Source organism: Coprococcus sp. TM115-187 (genome assembly GCF_027679115.1).
Lineage (GTDB): Bacteria > Bacillota > Clostridia > Lachnospirales > Lachnospiraceae > Allocoprococcus > Allocoprococcus comes.
The window spans coordinates 142,839-160,332 of the sequence record NZ_JAQEKS010000004.1 but is presented as its reverse complement, the minus strand read 5'-3'; the positions used below and the strand labels follow the sequence as shown (position 1 = coordinate 160,332).

The window sequence follows — 17,494 nt, the reverse complement described above, 5'->3', positions numbered from 1 at the left end:
TAACAGAAAGAAAGACCTTGAGTTCATTATAAACTCTTGGTCTTTCTTTTTTGGGGACTATTCTTTTTTCACAGCCCCTTTCTCTCCACATTTAGTGATGTCCTGCAATCAATGCCTCAATTTCTTCCGGTCGTGGCATCACCCGCAATGCTCCCCTACGTGTTGTGATAATTGATGCGGCAGCATTTGCATAAGTCAGCATTTCCTTTAAATTTTTCTCAGTCAGATTTTCTAGTCCATGTTTACATATGTAATGCAAAACACATGCATAAAATGTATCTCCGGCACCAGTTGTTTCTATTGTATTTTCGTTTATAAAAGGTGCTTTTTCAACCATCCTGTCCTGATAATAAGCTCTACTGCCTTCTTTTCCCATAGATACCAGGATAAGCGGGATATCATATTTCTCCCTGATCCATTTTACAGCCTCTGTATAGTCATTTTTTCCTGTCAGCCACTGAATTTCATTATCTGAAATTTTCAGGATATGACACTGTCCCAGACCATACAATACCTGCTCTCTTGCCTCATCCATTGAATTCCACAGTGGCTCACGTATATTAGGATCAAATGAAATGATCGCACCAGCCTGTTTTGCAATTGCAACTGCTTTTTTTGTCGCTCTGCGTACGTTCTCATGTGTCATAGACAGGGTTCCAAAATGAAAAATCCGTGTCTCAAGAATTAATTCCTCTGGAATTTCCTCTTCTGTCAGCATCATATCCGCTCCCGGATCTCGATAAAAAGAGAAATCTCTGTCTCCATCCGGATAAGTCTGAACCAATGCCAATGTCGTATGTACTTTATCATCTTTCCTCAGACCGGTCACATTGATTCCAATTTCTTTAATTGCATCTTCCAATTGCTTTCCAAAAAAATCATTTCCTACTTTTCCAATAAAAGCCGTTTTGTGTCCCAACTTCGTTAACATTGCCAGGACATTGCATGGTGCCCCTCCCGGATTTGCCTCAAACAATGGGTTTCCCTGGCTACTAATACCATTTTCTGTAAAATCAATCAGCAATTCCCCTAAAGCTACTACGTCCATTTCTTATTCTCCTGCTTTTTACATTATAATATCATGCTTTTCAACACTCATTGTCATTTTCTTATCGCTGAAAAAATAAATATCTTTCGCATTCAGAGGCGTACAGATTGCAGTAGTCGCCGTCTGCTGTCCATCATTGATAAAAAGTTCGATTGAATGATAATCCAGGATAAAACGCATCTTTTTAAGCCCTGCCGGATCCTCAATTCTGAATTTTCGTACACATACCACATCTTTTGTAACACCGCAGTATGTACGGTCGATTTCCAGAAGTCTGGTTTCCTTATTATAGGTATAGCTTGTTTCATACTCACTATCTGCTGCCAGTTTGATAGAAAAGATTGTATTTTCTCCATCTTCCAGTGTCACCGTAAGATCAATTGTGCGTCCCTCTACTCCTGCAAGCACTGTCTCGCCTTCGATTTCTGCGTGTTCATAGCAACATGGATTCTGATGATAATTTTTCAGTTCTTTCACCGGATTCTGCCAGATACGGTTTTCTTTTATCTCCAATTCTCTCGGAAATGTCATCATTCCCTGCCAGTCCTGCGAATTCGGTATCACACAGGCATCCCATGATTTCATCCATGCGATCATGATCCGTCTGCCATCCGGAAGTTCTGTTGTCTGTGGAGCATAGAAATCCATACCATAGTCAAGTGTATGCGGCTGTTCTTTGCTGAATCTGCATCTGTTTGCATCGTAGTCTCCCAAAAAATACACCGAATTATGTCCATTGTGAAACTCATATTTCCGCGCCTTCATATCCTGTGGCGAACAGATCAGCACATGTTTGTCTTTTAAAGCAAAGAAATCCGGGCATTCCCACATCGTTCCTATATCACCATTTTCATTTGATGCCAGAATTGTCTCAAATTTCCAGTCTGTCAGATTTTTGCTCGAACAAAGCACAACTTGCCCAACCTGATTATCATTCTTATTTCCAACAATCAGATAATAGGTATCGTTTTCTTTCCAGATCTTCGGGTCGCGGAAATCAATCCGGCTGCATCCATCCGGAAGCATCTCACCTGTCACAACCGGATTCTTTTCATACTTTACATAATCTTTTCCATCACCAAATGCAATACACTGATTCTGCCGTTCCTGCTCACTTCCATCTGCCTGCTTTACTCTGGTAACTCCGGTATATACAAGTACATGCTTTCCATCTGCTTCGATCGCACTTCCGGAAAAACATCCTGCCTTATCATATTCCTGATCCGGTGCAATCGCTGCCGGAAGCTGCTCCCAGCGGACCATATCATCAGTCACACTATGTCCCCAATGCATTGGTCCCCACTCTCTCTGATATGGATTGTACTGATAGAACAAATGTATTTTCCCATCATATACGGAAAAACCATTCGGATCATTGATCCATCCGGTCGGTGCCGTAACATGGAACAGTGGTTTGGTCGTTTTCTTTACATACACTTGTTTTTCTGTCTCATAATTTCTTGCTTTTTCTAACATCTCACTCATGCATTTTCTCCTGCTACTTATTCTCTTCTGAAAGCGATTTCTGGTACTGGTCGAAATATTTCTGTTTAATAGCCAGATAATCGGAAAGTCCGTACTTTTCCATTTTATCAAGGTAAGAATCCCACTCTTTTTCAATTCCACCATTTAAGATCCAGTCGGCTTTCTTCTGCTCTGCATATTTTTTGATGTCGGTATCATACTGTGACACTTTATTGGTATCTTCGATACTCATGAATACATTTGGATATACATATTTGCTGTTCATATCTTTCAGAAAAGTGCATGCAGCCGTCAGGCCACATGCACTTTTGCATTTTCCTATCTTCTATTCCGCCAGCACTTCTTCCGCAATATTTCTGGCATGGTCGGAAATTCTTTCCAGGCATACCAGAGAATCAAGGAATACCACTCCGGCTTCTGTGTTACACTGCTGGTTGGTAAGACGCTTGATATGCTTTGCGCGGAGGGAAATCTCCAGCCCGTCTGCCTCTGTTTCTTTCTCGATGGTCTTTAACGCACTTTCGCGGTCATTGGACTCAAAGGCTTCCAACGCATACAGATAACTTGCAATGCAGACATCCAGCATCTTGTTCAGATGTTCCACTCCAACCTCAGAGAAATCCACCTGCTTTTCCAGCAGTGATTCCGCGAACTCAGAAATGTTTTCACAGTAATCACTGATACGTTCCATATCTGACACGATCTGGAGCATATGCGCCACCTCTTCATGCTCACGTTCATTGATCTGCAGAGTCGACAGCTTGATCGCATAGGATGTGATACCGGCACTTAACCGGTCTACCTTGCTTTCTTCTTCCTTCAGGAACGCAATCTGTTCTTCTTTTCGTTCGAACATAACTTTTCTTGCAACCTCCAGAGAATCCGCAACCACATGTCCCATTCGGACAAGCTCGGAAACGGTTGACTGAATCGCGATACCAGGGGTCTCCAGCATACGGTCATCCAGAAGGACTACACTTTCATCCTGTACCTCTTCTTCCACATGTCCGATCTTCTTGGCAAGCTTGATGATCCAGTCAGAAACCGGGAACAGCAGAACGGTTGTCACAATATTGAATACCGTATGCACCATACTGATCTGTGTCTGGGTAATATTTCCCTGCGCCCATGCCGGATTCACAATACTCAGATATGCGATCGCAATAATACTGAAAATGATCGTTCCGATGATATTAAAGATCAGATGCATCAGCGCTGCGGTTTTCGCATTTTTCTTTGCACCCACACTGGACAGGATTGCAGTTACGCAGGTACCGATATTCTGTCCCATGATAATATAGATTGCTGCGCCAAACGGTACAAGACCTGCTGCTGCAAGGCTCTGCAGGATTCCGACCGATGCAGATGAGCTCTGGATGATCGCCGTAACTGCTGCACCCGCCACAATTCCAAGCAACGGATTGTGTCCCAGTGATACGAAAATATTGCAGAATGCTGCATTATCTTTCAGTGGTTCCACCGCTGAGGACATGGATGAAATCCCGACAAATAAAAGTCCGAAACCAACCACAATACTTGCGATATCTTTTGTCGAACGCCTCTTTCCGGTCAGCATAATGATCACACCGATCATGATCGCAACCGGTGCCAGATTGGACGGACTTAAAAATTTGGCCCATTCCACACTGGATACCAGCCATCCGGTAACTGTTGTACCGATGTTCGCACCCATGATAACTCCCATCGCCTGCTGAAGGTTCATGATACCGGCATTTACAAAACCGACTACCATGACGGTCGTCGCAGATGAGCTCTGGATCACTGCGGTAATGAATGCTCCAAGCAATACGCCGAAGAACTTATTCTTTGTAAGTGCTTCAAGCAATGACTTCATCCGGTTGCCGGCAGCATTCTCCAGCCCCTGTGCCATGATCTGCATTCCATAAATGAACATACCAAGGCCTCCGACAAACGGAATAATGATACTTGTGTACTTCATAGTCGTGTTATCTCCTCTTATGTACTTTTTCTTTTTCACTCTGATTCTTATTTTACAGGCCATTTACACAGCCACGATTTCATCTTAACATCATTTTTCTCTCTGTACAATAAATTTTCTTTCGTAGTTCTGACGAAAATTATTTCCATTACCCCTTCATCTTTGGTTCAAATATCCATGATGCAATGTACCCAAAAATCAATGCGCCGCTGATTCCTGCCGCACTTGCCTTGAATCCTCCAAGAAAAATTCCGATAAATCCTTCCTTGTCGACTGCCTCTTTTACCCCGTTCCATAAAGTATTTCCAAAACCGAGCAGTGGCACGCTCACGCCTGCCCCCGCATACTCCTGCAATGGTTTAAATATCTGTACAAAACCAAGAATACAGCCAAGTACCACCAGGCTTACCATGACTCTTCCCGGCATCATTTTCGTCCGGTCAAGCAGAATCTGCGCCAGTGCACAGATGAGTCCTCCTACCCAGAATGCATTGATATAGTCCATTTTCTTTCCTCCTTTAACAATGTTCCAGCACAATTCCATGTGCAATTCCCGGAACGCTTTCTCCTTCATTGAAGCTGACCGTCGACATCAGCGCCCCCGTTGGTACAAAAAGGATCCTTTTCCACTCCCCCGATATCAGCTGTGGCATAATATATGCTGCAAGAGTGATCGCCGCGCAGCCGCAGCCGCTTCCACCGGAATTGGTATGCTGTGTCTGCTGATCGAATATCGTCATTCCGCAGTCCATATGATTTTCTTTGATATCCAGCCCTTTCTTACGAAGCAGGTCAAATAAAATCGATTGCCCCACATAGCCCAGGTCTCCGGTAATGATCCGGTCGTAATCCTTTTCACCTCTTCCAAAATCCATAAGATTCTGCAGAATCGTATCACACGCTGCCGGTGCCATACACGCTCCCATATTCTGTGAATCCTTCAGCCCATAATCCACAATTTTCCCAATCGTCACTCCACTGATCCGCACCCGGCTTTTCTTTTTTCCTACCAGAAAGGCTCCGCTTCCTGTCACTGTCCAGGTAGAAGAAAGTGGTCTCTGATTCGCATAGCCAAGTGGAAAACGGAATTCTTTTTCTGCACTTCCAAAATGACTCGATGTTGCAGCAAGCACCAGATCTCCATAGCCTGCCGCCACAGTCATTGCAGCAAGGGCAAGTGCCTCTCCGGATGTGGAACATGCGCCGAAAAGACCAAACACCGGGATCTGAAGTTCTTCCGCCCCCATCGATGTAGCAATTCCCTGTCTTAAAAGATCGCCGCCAAAGAGATAGCGTACCTCCTCCGGCTGTACTCCCGCATTTTTCAATGCCAGCTTACACGCAAGCTTCTGCATTGTTCCTTCTGCAAGCTCCCAGGTTTTCTCTCCGAAAAGGTCATCCTCCGATGCAATATCAAAATATTTTCCAAGTGGTCCTTCTCCTTCTTTTTTTCCGGCAACCGATCCGGCGCTTACCAGATACGGACTTTCCGAAAATGCAATACTCTGTGTCCCTTTCATCGCATTCATGTCCATCCCTCCTTGCTCACACAATTCCGATCAGCGTCCCAATCCAGTAGAGCAGTCCCAGAACCCAGCTGGTGAAAACTCCGTACAGGATCACAGGTCCTGCGATCGTAAATATCTTGCAGCCAATTCCGAAAACCTGCCCCTCTTTTTTGTATTCAATTGCCGGCGCCGCAACGGAATTGGCAAATCCGGTGATCGGCACCAGTGCTCCCGCTCCTCCCCAGTTCGCGATCTTCGGATAGATTCCAAATCCGGTCAGCACCACACTTGCCAGGATCAGGATCAGTGAACACCAGCTTGCAGAAATATCCTTTGACATTCCCGCCTTTTCGCACGCATTTAAGATCGTCTGTCCAATCGTACAGATGATCCCGCCGGTCACGAATGCTTTTGCCATCGCAGGTCCAGGCTTCCTGACCGGTGTTTTCTCTTTTACATATGTTTCATACTCTTTTTCTTTCTCTTGTTGCTTCATTTTCTCCTCCAGTTACCATCTTTTATAGAAAAACAGAAGTGCTCCAAGGCTTTTCCCAAGCGCCATCCCAAAAATCAGCCATGGCACACATTTCAGAATTTTGATCCTCCGGATAAAAATCGGAAAAATATTCAGGATTTCCGCAAGTGCCATTGACCAGCAACCAACAAAAATTCCGGAAAAAAGTCCAAACACCGGAACGATCCATTTGCCGCCAGGCATTGCGAGCCCGTATACCCAGAAAATATTTCCAAGGATCCCACCTGCCATAATGCAGTTTTCATACAGCATGACATGCTTCCCGGTATGTGTCCGGTCTGCAAAATCTGACACTACGCCAAGTCCGATAATAAATGAAAACAGTCCTGCCGCGACTGCAAATCCGGATGCAAGACCAACCACCGCCACCAGAATCTGCCTAATCCACATCGACTTCTTTTTCCTTTCTCGCATAAGCTTCGATCAAAGTTTCCTGAATATCATTTTCATACAAACGCATTTCCACTTCCATCGGCGTCGGATCTGCTGTAAATTTCTTTCTTCCTAAATGATTGAAGAAAATCAGGATCCCTACGATCAGCCCGATGCAGTAAGTCAGTTCTATCAGGGTAAATCCATTCGATTCTTCTCCGGTAAGAAGCAGATAAATCCGGGAAAACATCTTTGTCACCGACACATCATTGTTAAATGCCATGATGGAAAATGCTGCTCCGATAAATGTGATTCCCGCAACTACAACCACTTTAATTCCCTGCCAGATAGCATTTCGTTTTTTCTCCCCTTCATAGGTAATGATCAGGTCACTTTCTCCTTCGTTCTGAATCTGTAGTCCGGGAATTTCCCGATGGATACATTCTATGATTTTCAGAACAGACACCACATATCTGTGCTGTTCTTTTTTCGGGATTTTCAGGATCCGCAGTGGTTTAATCCTGTTCATGATGGAAGAATTGCTGCATTCCATTGTCAGGATATCTCCCAATGTCACATTTGGTTCTTTCACTTCGGTATTCTTTTCCCCTTTGATATAAAGTATTTCATTTCCCGAAGACATCTGTATCCGTCCTTTCTTTTACCGGTAGCGCCTGCCAGATCAGCGTTCCTTCACTTACCTGGTCTGTCCCCCGGACGTCATTATAATAGTAGATCATTCCGATCAGAACAGCTGTCAGCAGGGCACAAAGAACACAGCCCCAGATATATTTTTTTCTTCTTTCCAATCGCATCCGCCTCCTTTGTGATCTGTTTCAGATAGGAAATAGTATCCCTGTTTTTCCAGAAAACATACATCCTTTTATTCTTTTGCGTGTTCCCGCATGGTTTTCAGGATCTTTTTCTCCATCCGCGATACCTGCACCTGGGAAATTCCAAGCTCTTCGCCGATTTCTGTCTGCGTCTTATCTGCAAAATAGCGCAGATACAGAAGCTTTCTCTCGTCTTTTTTTAATTCTTTTATCAGCTCTGTAAGCAGAAGATGATCCAGGATCTTTTCTTCTGCACCGCCTGTATCTGCAATCTTTTCCAGCAGCATTACTTCATTTCCATCTTTCATACCGACCGGTCTGTGAAGCGATTCCACTTCTCCTGCTGCCTCCATCGCCATCACCAGCTCTTCTTTTTCCACACCCGTTTCTTCCGCAATTTCTTCCAGCAGCGGTTCTCTTCCAAGCTTTTCCGTGAGCGCCTCCTTTGCCTGATATGCTTTATATGCAATCTCTTTTAAGGAACGGCTGACCTTCAACATCCCATCATCACGCAGGAAACGCTTTATTTCTCCCGTGATCATCGGAACTGCATAGGTTGAAAATTTCACATCATAGCCCAGATCAAACTTATCGATCGCTTTTAAAAGCCCGATGCTTCCGATCTGAAATAAATCCTCTGCCTCTGTGCCCCGTCCGTAAAATCTTTTCACCACACACCAGATCAGACCGGTGTTTTCCTCCACAAGCTGTGCCCTCGCATTTTCATCCCCTTCGTGAGCCCGTCTGATCAATGCGATTGTGTGGTCCATACAGCTTCCTTCTTTTCCCCTCCTGTCGTTTTCTTCATCCAAACCGTAGTCCCTTTTCCAGGCACAGATTCCACCTGTACTTCATCCATAAATGCCTCCATAAATGCAAATCCCATCCCGGACCGATCCATATCCGGTCTGGTCGTATAGAGTGGCTCCATCGCCTGCTCCACGTTTTCGATACCGATGCCCTGATCCTTCACTGTGACCAGAATGGTCTTCTTATCTTTTTCAATCCCGCACCAGACCGTGATCTTTCCGGACGTCCGTCCCTCATATCCATGAATAATGCTGTTCGTCACTGCTTCGGAGACCGCTGTCTTCACGTCTGCCACTTCCTCCAGAACCGGATCCATCTGCGTCATAAACGCAGCCACTGCCACCCTTGCAAATCCCTCATTCTCCGATCTGCTGTCAAAAACTACTTCCATCTCGTTAAAATATTCCATTACATCATTCCCTCCTCATAAATCTGTATGATCTTCGTCACGCCGGACATATTCAGAATCTGCCGCATCCGTTCACTTGTATGTATCGCCCATACTTCCCCGCCAAGAAGAAAGATATGCCGGTACCGTCCCATGATCACTCCAATCCCGGAACTGTCCATAAAATTCGTTCTTCCAAAATCAAAGATCACATATTTGATATGTTGCTCCTCGATCACCTTATCCGCCTCCCGTTTGATCTCCTCCGCATTGTGATGATCCACCTCCGCCGGAAGAAAAATCGTAAGACAATTTTCTTTGATCTGATACTGCATTTTTGCTTAAACCCCTTTCTGTCTTTTTTATTTATACAAATACGCCAATAGCCTTGATGGATTTATAAAAAGAGTGCGCATTTACGGTACATAGTGCCTTTTGTTTTATAGGAAGTTCCTTCGGAATTTCCTATAAAACAAAAGAGAAAGTAACGCCTTTTTTCGCTACTTTCTCTTTTGTGCCTTTTATATTTTATTGTCCCTGGGTGCCTGTTCCACCGGAAGTATTCTCCGAAGTTCCATCTGATCCCATTGCATCCAGTGCGCTCTGTGCCGAATATGCTGCCTGTGTTCCCGGATAATCGGTCGCTGCTTTTTCGTAATTGCTCTTTGCATTGTCCTTATCACCTTTACCGGCATACGCGTCTCCAAGAAGCTTGTACACACCACCATCACTATAAGAGTCATCCATCTTCTGGATCTTTTCAAGATCCGAAATGGCATCATCATAATTTCCACTCTGCACTTCATACTGCGCGGTCGAATACAGGCTCACACATACTCGCGGGAACACGGAACCGGAGATCGAATCGTAGATTTTCTGTCCCTCTTCTCCCAACGAATCCCTGTTCAGTCCAAGCAACGTATCTGCCATATCCGCATTGCTCGTTGTTCCGCCATAATACTGCTGATATACCTTGATCAGGGCATCATAGCTGTCCTGTGTGGATGCGGCGGTCTGCTTTGCCGATTCTACCTCATCACTGCTGTTACGGTATCCCTCCAGTTCATCCTTAAGCGTCTGGATCTGTGTCTTCTGTGAAGCTATCTGCTCGCTTAGTGCAATGACATTCCGGTTTTTTGTAGACGACTTTGTCTGGTTTACCGCCGGAGCGATCAGGAACCACACCACTGCCGCTCCAACCACCATACCGATCAGAATATTGACAACTGTCATCACTGCCGCATTGTCTCGCAGTGTTGCTGCAGGCTGGATAATCGTCTCATTTCCCAAATTGTATGTGACAACCGACTGTCTGCCATGCTTTTCCTCTTTAATATGTGCAACCTGCCGATTCCGCTGACGGTTCAGCTCATGCATATACCGGAGCGTAATATCATTCGTCACATCCAGCTTGAGTGCCGTCTTCAGGCTCTGTCTTGCTTTGGAATACTGTCCGGAATGCATATAAAGAAGTGCCAGAAGCTGATATGCCTTCAGGAAAGACGGATGTGCCACAACCACCTTTTTCAGCTGGATGATCGCAAGATCTTCTCCATTCTGTCTACAGTATCCAAGACACTGGTTGTATTTGTGAACTGCCTGATTCACCTTCTCCAGCTCACTTGGATTATCCTGAACCTTACTGATATAGTAGCTGGCAATATTCTCTGAAGCCCTGAAGTTTTTACTGATGATCCACTCTACAAGAGCCTCCGCTACTTCTCCACGTCCATAATAGACAAGTCCGAGAAGATTCCTCGCTGTGATATTTTCTCTGTTAAACTGCAAACTTCTTTTTAACGACACAATTGCCCCGGACAGATCCCGGATCTGCGCTTTCTTCAGTCCATCATTGTACCAGTAGTTCGACTGGTACTCGAGTTTCTGCTTATAGTCCATCAAAATCTCCCCTATTTTTTCTGATCCATCATCTCTCTTAAGATATCTGTCATATCAGACAGATCCTCCTGATATACTGCATTCTCGATATCTTCTACTTCCAGACCTGGTTTGAACTTCTTAAGTTCTTCTTCAAAATTAAGCATCTTCTCCTCCTATCAGTTCTTTTAACTCCCCTACCAGATAGAGCGACCCCAGACAGTAAAGTTTCCCTTCGCTGCCCTTTTCATTCAGTGCACGTGTAAATGCATCAGCAAGCGTGTCCTCCCGATAGACCGGTCTGTCTGTATACTTCCGGAACAACGCGGCAAGTGTATCTGCCTGCGCTCCCCTTTTATTATCTACTTTGGCAATGACATAAGCATCTGCTTTCGATTCTCTGCATAAAAGCTCGATCATATGACTGTAATCCTTATCTGCAACGGCTGAAAAAAGGATTATCAGTGGATGGATTTCCCCTTCCGCCTCTCTTTGCAGCCGGATACTCTTTGTAAATTCACGGATTGCCGCAAGATTATGCGCCCCGTCAAAGATAACTCCGGGAAGAACCTCTTCCATTCTTCCCTGCCATTTAACAGATGCAACCACCTTCTGCCATTTGCAGATTTCTGCCTTGTCGCCAAATGTATATCTCATCGCCCGGATTGCAAGTGCTGCGTTCATCACCTGATAGATTCCGGTGCTGGCCACCTGCCATACGGTATTATTATCATACTCATCCAAAATAGAAAAAGCAATATGTTTGTCTGTAATTTCTTGAATTTTCAACGCATCTTTTTCCATTTTATACCACGGTGCTTCTACATTTTCGGCAGTTTCTTCTATAACCCGACTACTTCTTTCATCAGAGCCGTCAAAAAATACCGGTACGCCTTTTTTGATGATTCCGGCTTTTTCTCCCGCGATCTTTTCAATCGTATCTCCAAGGATCTCTGTGTGATCCAGTCCGATCGATGTGATCACGCTCAGGAACGGATGCTCGAAGGAATTAGTCGCATCCAGCCTTCCGCCAAGTCCTGTCTCCAGTACAATATACTCTGCATCATTCTCTTCAAATGCAAGCATACCCATTCCATACAGGAATTCAAAATAAGAAGGATGTTCCATCCCTTCCTTTTCCAGTTCTTCTGCCACCTGCCGCACCTTTGCAAAAATCCGGCAGAAGGTATCATCGTCAATATCTTTTCCATTGATCCGGATCCGCTCGTTGAGCTTCACCAGATGTGGTGATGTAAAAAATCCGACACGCTTTCCCTCAAAAAGAAGAATCGCCTGCATATATGCGCAGACGCTTCCCTTTCCGTTCGTCCCTGCCACATGAAGAACCTTTCTTCCCTGGCAGGGATTCCCCAATCTTCTCATAAATTCACGGGTATGCAAAAGCGTATGCTTCTTTGTAAATTTTGGTATGTCCTCTATATATCGGACTACTTCTTCATACTTCACAATCTTTCCCGTCTTTCTTAAGCGGAACTCTACTGCTGCCCGCTCTTTTCTTCTTTATTATTCTGATCCTGCTGTTCTCCGGACTGTCCGGCATTTTCTGTCTTCTGCTGATCGCCGTCCGTCTTTACAGAATTCTTCTGTTCTTTTTCTTTCTTTAGCTGTTCTTTTACTTCATCTGTATATTCCAGGATTTTTCCATCCATGTAAATATATTCGCTTGAAGTCCTGAAGATGGTATTGCTTGATCCGACCTGGCTGACCGTAATGATGTCTCCATCCTTCAGCTTACTGTCCGGAAGTTCAATCCTTGTATTATTGAGGAAAGTAGATTCCTGCTTTTCATCATTGATGTAAACCTTGCTCCATTTAGTAAAGTTTGTTCCGTAGAGGCTATAGGTCTCATCCAGATTTTCTACAAGATCCGTGAGCGTAACCTCCTTGATCCCCATCTGCATATGGCCTTCTGTGATCGGTGGCTTACCATTGTATACATACTGGTCTCCATACAGAATATCATACTGTAACAGCTCCAGATCCTTCAGATAATCCTTTGTCTGGCGTCTCTGCTGGTGATAGTTGAATACCGTACCGGAATGTAATCCCAGGCGGTCCATCACATCCGCCATGATCTGGTAGGACGGAATGTTCCGGTCCTCTTTCTGAAGTCCAAGATTGTCCCAGATCACATAATTTGTATTGTACAGATAACGGTTCTTCATATCCTTTGCTTCCAGTCCCATTGTCGGCAGATGGTCACCATAGAATACGATCACAGTCGGCTCACCGCGTTCTTCCATCATTTTTACCAGATTACCGGCAAACTGATCCATCTCATATACCTGGTTCACATAGTATTCCCAGGCATTGTTCTTCTCTTCTGTCGGTGCTCCTGTTACGGTGATCTTCGGGTTCTCAATCACTTTTTCTGTCGGATAATTTCCATGTCCCTGTACACTGACTGTAAATACAAAATCCTCCTGCTCGGTAGAGTCCAGAGCGTCTTTGATGTGCGTCAGAAGAATATCATCCTTCGACCATCCATTCTCTGTTGTCTGGAGAATATTCATAAACTCTTTACTTGTAAAGCTGTCAAAACCAATATTGTTAAATACCTTCGCACGGCTGTAGAAATTACCACCGTTGTTGTGAATCGCATGGGTTCCGTAACCGAATGCAGAAAATGCAGTTGCTGCACTTTCACATACCTGATTCTTAAGCTTTGTCTTATAAGGATACTCGCCCGGTCCGAAATAACGCAGGTTCATACCTGTCAGCACTTCAAATTCTGTATTGGCTGTTCCGGCTCCTACCGAAGGAACCTTAAAATATCCGGAAGAATAATTTTCAAACATCTTGCGCAGATTCGGAATCGGATCCTCTGACATCTGCAGATCCTCATATTCAATAGGATCAAAGAAAGATTCCAGCTGTACAAACAAGACATTCGGTCTCACACCATTGTCGGATGTGCTCTCTGTCATCTCTCTATTATCCGTGATCTTCTCGATCGTGTCTTTGTTATAATCATTCGGTTCTGAAATACCTGTATTAAAAAGGCTGGCCGAGAAACAATACGGAAGTCCGTAATCCTGATAAGCAAATGCGATATTTCCAAAGTAAGTAGAAATAATCCTCTTATCTACAGCAACATTTGTCAGTACAGAATATCCAAAAAACGCTGCAACAACAATAATCAGCATCGGAATCCTGTGCATCTTTCCTTCATACTGTCCGGCACGTCTCCACATGGCAACCAGCCAGATGAGTAGTGCCGGAACACCAATTCCCATCATCACAAGCTCTGCCACCGAGAAATAGTTTGTAAACAGTGACAGTCCTTCTGTAAATGTCTTTAGATCCTGTGCATTAAACGGCGTAACACGCTTTGCCAGCATCACTCCGTTAACAACACCCAGAAAGAGCCACAATGCACTGATGATCAGTCGTGTAAACACCCGGCGCCGCACCAGATAAGCGATTAAAAGTGTAACGAAAATCATTCCGGCATTGTACAAAAATACCAGCGGTGTTCCTGTCATATATTGCCAAGCTGCAATTGCAGAATGTCTGGACAGTGCTTCAATGATAAAGTTAATGATACAAGCCCACAGTGCCTGAAGCGGCAAAGAGAACCGGTTCATTATCTTATAGTACGGTGCCATCTTTTTTGCGAATTTGCTGTTTCGCCGCTTTTCAAGAATCTGCTGTCTTCGCTCATGCTGCTTTTTTAAATGCGCCTTTATATCTCCTGGCTTCATATTCTTCAGCTTCTGCCATTTTCCTTTCAGATCCGGTTTTTTCCACTGAATCTTTTTAAAATGAATTTCCTTCATCGTCTTTTAACCCCTTACGTGTTTCTGTACCGTCAGGCGCAGTTTATGCTACGCCTGACGGTATATCCGGCTAAAAAAGAATATGCCTTAGTACTTTCCTGCAGTGATTATCTTCCTGCCTTTAAAGCCTCCAGACGTTCTTTCACCTGTTCCATCATCTGTGTATACTTTTCAAGCTTTGCTTTTTCTTCATCAACCTTTGCCTGTGGTGCTTTGCTGACGAATTTTTCATTTGAAAGCATTCCCTTTGCACGGTTGATTTCTTTTGTAAGCTTTTCTTCTTCTTTTGTCAGACGCTCGATTTCCTGTTCGAAGTCAATCAGCTCTTCCAGTGGTACATATACAGAAGCATCCGGTACTACGATCGATACGGCATCATCCGCAATACCTGCCTTATCAGCCTGGACAGCAAGTTCAGAAGCACTCATAAGCGGGCATGCGCATGTTGTCAGCTCTTCGAATCCTTCACAGAGCTTCTCATCTTCGCATACTACATAAACCTTTGCTTTACGGCTCGGCGGTACATTCATTTCTGCCCGCGCATTTCTGACACCACGGATAACTTCTTTCATATGATCTGTTATATTTTCAGCGTCTGCATAGCACCAGTCTTCGCTAAACTGCGGCCAGTCTGACATCATCAGAGATTTTTCCTCCGGTACCAGTGCGCTGTAGATTTCTTCTGTTACAAATGGCATAAATGGATGTAACATCTTCAGTGCATTACCAAGAACCGTCTTCAGTGTCCAAAGTGCTGCATTAGCGCTCTTATAATTTTCATCAGAATGGTAGATCCTGTATTTTACAAGCTCGATGTACCAGTCACAGAATTCATCCCAGATAAAGTCATATACTTTCTGTACAGCAATACCCAGTTCAAATTTATCCATGTTCTCAGTTACATCTTTTGCAAGTGTATTTATCTTGGATAAAATCCATTTATCGGTTACTTCAAAGTCTGCCTCATCCGGTTTGGAAATTACCTTATCTTCCATGTTCATCATGATAAATCTGGATGCATTCCATACCTTATTGGCAAAGTTACGGCTGGATTCTACACGTTCGTTGTAGAAACGCATATCATTTCCGGGTGCATTTCCTGTGATCAGAGTCAGACGGAGTGCATCTGCACCGTACTCATCAATGACCTCCAGCGGATCGATACCATTTCCAAGAGATTTACTCATCTTACGTCCCTGGGAATCCCTTACCAGTCCATGGATCAGAACAGTATGGAACGGTGCTTTTCCAGTATGTGCATATCCGGAGAATACCATACGGATTACCCAGAAGAAAATAATATCATAACCGGTTACCAGTACATCTGTCGGATAGAAATACTTGAAGTCCTCTGTCTCTTCCGGCCATCCAAGTGTTGAGAACGGCCACAGTGCTGAACTGAACCAGGTATCCAGTGTATCTTCATCCTGTGTCAGATGTGTGCATCCGCAATGCGGGCATTTTTCCGGCATCTCACGTGCAACAACCACTTCTCCACATTCATCACAATAGTAGGCCGGAATTCTGTGTCCCCACCAGATCTGACGTGAAATACACCAGTCACGGATATTTTCCAGCCAGTTCAGGTAGATCTTACCAAAACGTTCCGGTACGAATTTTAATTCGCCGGTCTTGATCGCATTGATCGCCGGTTTGGCAAGCTCATCCATCTTAACAAACCACTGTGGTTTAATCATCGGTTCAACGGTTGTCTTACATCTGTCATGTGTTCCAACGTTGTGTACATGTTCTTCGATGCTTACAAGGTATCCTTCTTTTTCCAGATCTTCTACGATTGCTTTTCTTGCTTCGTAGCGATCCATTCCGGAATATCTTCCGTATCCTTCTACGATGGTAGCATCATCATTCAGGATGTTGATTTCCGGAAGATTATGTCTCTTTCCTACTTCAAAGTCATTCGGGTCATGTGCCGGTGTAATCTTAACCGCACCTGTTCCGAATTCTTTATCAACGTAAGCGTCTGCCACGATCGGGATTTCTCTTCCAACTAACGGAAGGATGACATTCTTTCCTACGATATCTTTGTACCTGTCATCGTCCGGGTGTACGGCGATCGCTGTATCTCCAAGCAGAGTTTCCGGACGTGTAGTTGCGATCTCAAGGAAACGTTCTGTTCCTACGATCGGGTACTTGATGTGCCAGAAATGTCCTGCCTGTTCCTCATGCTCAACTTCTGCGTCAGAAAGGGAAGTCTTACATACCGGACACCAGTTGATGATTCTGGAACCTTTGTAGATAAATCCTTTTTCGTGAAGACGAAGGAATACTTCTTTGACCGCATTCGAGCATCCTTCATCCATGGTGAAACGTTCTCTGTCCCAGTCACAGGATACACCAAGCTTTTTCAGCTGACCTTCGATGGTTCCTGCGTACTCTTCTTTCCACTGCCAGGTTCTCTTAAGGAATCCTTCTCTTCCGAGTTCTTTCTTATCAATTCCCTCTGCCTTTAACTGGTTTGTAACCTTTACTTCTGTTGAAATTGCAGCGTGGTCTGTTCCCGGGATCCACAGTGCATTATATCCCTGCATTCTCTTGTAACGGATCAGGATATCCTGAAGTGTATTATCGAGAGCATGTCCCATATGCAGCTTACCGGTGATATTCGGTGGCGGCATTACCGTTGTAAATGGTTTCTTACTTCTGTCAACTTCAGCGTGAAAATACTTTTCTTCACACCATTTTTCATAAAGTTTCGCTTCAATCTCTTTCGGATTGTAGGTCTTTTCAAGATTCTTACTCATTGTTTCCTCCTCTTATAAGTCCACCGCGCACTTTTGCTCTCTCTCTAAAGAATAAAAAAAGCCCTTTACAATATGTAAAGGGCGTGTATAAACGCGGTACCACCTTTGTTCCACG

General features: G+C 44.4%; 17 protein-coding genes, 1 pseudogene and 1 other annotated feature (1 of these 19 running past the window's edge). All 18 genes and pseudogenes read right to left on the bottom strand.

The annotated features are described in order from the left end of the window. Window positions 1–91: 91 nt before the first annotated feature. Complete coding sequence (locus PGW42_RS04890; protein WP_270202874.1) at window positions 92–1,048, bottom strand: carbohydrate kinase family protein; 957 nt, start codon at window positions 1,046–1,048, stop codon at window positions 92–94. An 18-nt stretch (window positions 1,049–1,066) separates the two neighbouring features. Continuing rightward, window positions 1,067–2,533 (bottom strand): glycoside hydrolase family 32 protein, encoded by a 1,467-nt coding sequence (locus tag PGW42_RS04885; protein WP_270202875.1) that lies wholly within the window; start codon window positions 2,531–2,533, stop codon window positions 1,067–1,069. Between the two features lie 13 nt (window positions 2,534–2,546). Beyond that, window positions 2,547–2,810 (bottom strand): annotated as a pseudogene (locus PGW42_RS04880) (ABC transporter substrate-binding protein); the annotation flags it as partial. A gap of 48 nt (window positions 2,811–2,858) precedes the next feature. After that, window positions 2,859–4,493, bottom strand: a complete 1,635-nt coding sequence (locus PGW42_RS04875; RefSeq protein WP_055248996.1) for a Na/Pi cotransporter family protein — start codon at window positions 4,491–4,493, stop codon at window positions 2,859–2,861. 148 nt (window positions 4,494–4,641) lie between these two features. Continuing rightward, on the bottom strand, window positions 4,642–4,998 hold the full coding sequence (locus tag PGW42_RS04870; protein WP_022220978.1) for a SpoVA/SpoVAEb family sporulation membrane protein: 357 nt from the start codon (window positions 4,996–4,998) through the stop codon (window positions 4,642–4,644). A gap of 13 nt (window positions 4,999–5,011) precedes the next feature. Continuing rightward, entirely contained in the window at window positions 5,012–6,022 is a 1,011-nt protein-coding gene (gene spoVAD, locus PGW42_RS04865; protein WP_022220979.1) for a stage V sporulation protein AD, read from the bottom strand. Between the two features lie 16 nt (window positions 6,023–6,038). After that, a complete protein-coding gene (locus PGW42_RS04860; RefSeq protein WP_008372960.1) occupies window positions 6,039–6,497 on the bottom strand; it encodes a SpoVA/SpoVAEb family sporulation membrane protein in 459 nt (152 codons plus the stop codon). 12 nt (window positions 6,498–6,509) lie between these two features. Next, complete coding sequence (locus PGW42_RS04855) at window positions 6,510–6,926, bottom strand: stage V sporulation protein AB (protein WP_022220980.1); 417 nt, start codon at window positions 6,924–6,926, stop codon at window positions 6,510–6,512. Further along, a complete protein-coding gene (locus PGW42_RS04850) occupies window positions 6,916–7,551 on the bottom strand; it encodes a stage V sporulation protein AA (protein WP_022220981.1) in 636 nt (211 codons plus the stop codon). Before PGW42_RS04850 ends, PGW42_RS04855 begins: the two co-directional genes overlap by 11 nt. Then, window positions 7,535–7,717 (bottom strand): hypothetical protein, encoded by a 183-nt coding sequence (locus PGW42_RS04845; protein ID WP_044999057.1) that lies wholly within the window; start codon window positions 7,715–7,717, stop codon window positions 7,535–7,537. Before PGW42_RS04845 ends, PGW42_RS04850 begins: the two co-directional genes overlap by 17 nt. 74 nt (window positions 7,718–7,791) lie before the next feature. Continuing rightward, window positions 7,792–8,511 (bottom strand): RNA polymerase sporulation sigma factor SigF, encoded by a 720-nt coding sequence (sigF, locus tag PGW42_RS04840; protein ID WP_008372953.1) that lies wholly within the window; start codon window positions 8,509–8,511, stop codon window positions 7,792–7,794. After that, window positions 8,490–8,960, bottom strand: a complete 471-nt coding sequence (gene spoIIAB / locus PGW42_RS04835) for an anti-sigma F factor (RefSeq protein WP_008372952.1) — start codon at window positions 8,958–8,960, stop codon at window positions 8,490–8,492. The genes sigF and spoIIAB overlap by 22 nt, the downstream gene beginning before the upstream one ends. Then, window positions 8,960–9,274 carry an STAS domain-containing protein gene (locus PGW42_RS04830; RefSeq protein ID WP_008372950.1) on the bottom strand — a complete coding sequence of 105 codons (315 nt, stop codon included), beginning with the start codon at window positions 9,272–9,274 and terminating at the stop codon, window positions 8,960–8,962. Before PGW42_RS04830 ends, spoIIAB begins: the two co-directional genes overlap by 1 nt. Window positions 9,275–9,467: 193 nt before the next feature. Further along, window positions 9,468–10,838, bottom strand: coding sequence for a tetratricopeptide repeat protein (locus PGW42_RS04825; RefSeq protein WP_008372948.1), 1,371 nt, complete (start codon window positions 10,836–10,838; stop codon window positions 9,468–9,470). An 11-nt stretch (window positions 10,839–10,849) separates the two neighbouring features. After that, window positions 10,850–10,984 (bottom strand): hypothetical protein, encoded by a 135-nt coding sequence (locus PGW42_RS04820; RefSeq protein ID WP_270202876.1) that lies wholly within the window; start codon window positions 10,982–10,984, stop codon window positions 10,850–10,852. Continuing rightward, on the bottom strand, window positions 10,977–12,284 hold the full coding sequence (locus PGW42_RS04815; RefSeq protein WP_270202877.1) for a bifunctional folylpolyglutamate synthase/dihydrofolate synthase: 1,308 nt from the start codon (window positions 12,282–12,284) through the stop codon (window positions 10,977–10,979). The genes PGW42_RS04820 and PGW42_RS04815 overlap by 8 nt, the downstream gene beginning before the upstream one ends. Window positions 12,285–12,313: 29 nt before the next feature. Then, window positions 12,314–14,542: an LTA synthase family protein gene (locus tag PGW42_RS04810; RefSeq protein WP_270202933.1), complete on the bottom strand. Its 2,229-nt coding sequence runs from the start codon at window positions 14,540–14,542 to the stop codon at window positions 12,314–12,316. A 182-nt stretch (window positions 14,543–14,724) separates the two neighbouring features. Beyond that, window positions 14,725–17,379: a valine--tRNA ligase gene (locus PGW42_RS04805; RefSeq protein WP_270202878.1), complete on the bottom strand. Its 2,655-nt coding sequence runs from the start codon at window positions 17,377–17,379 to the stop codon at window positions 14,725–14,727. A 74-nt stretch (window positions 17,380–17,453) separates the two neighbouring features. Continuing rightward, window positions 17,454–17,494, bottom strand: a binding site (T-box leader); it runs 191 nt beyond the window's last position.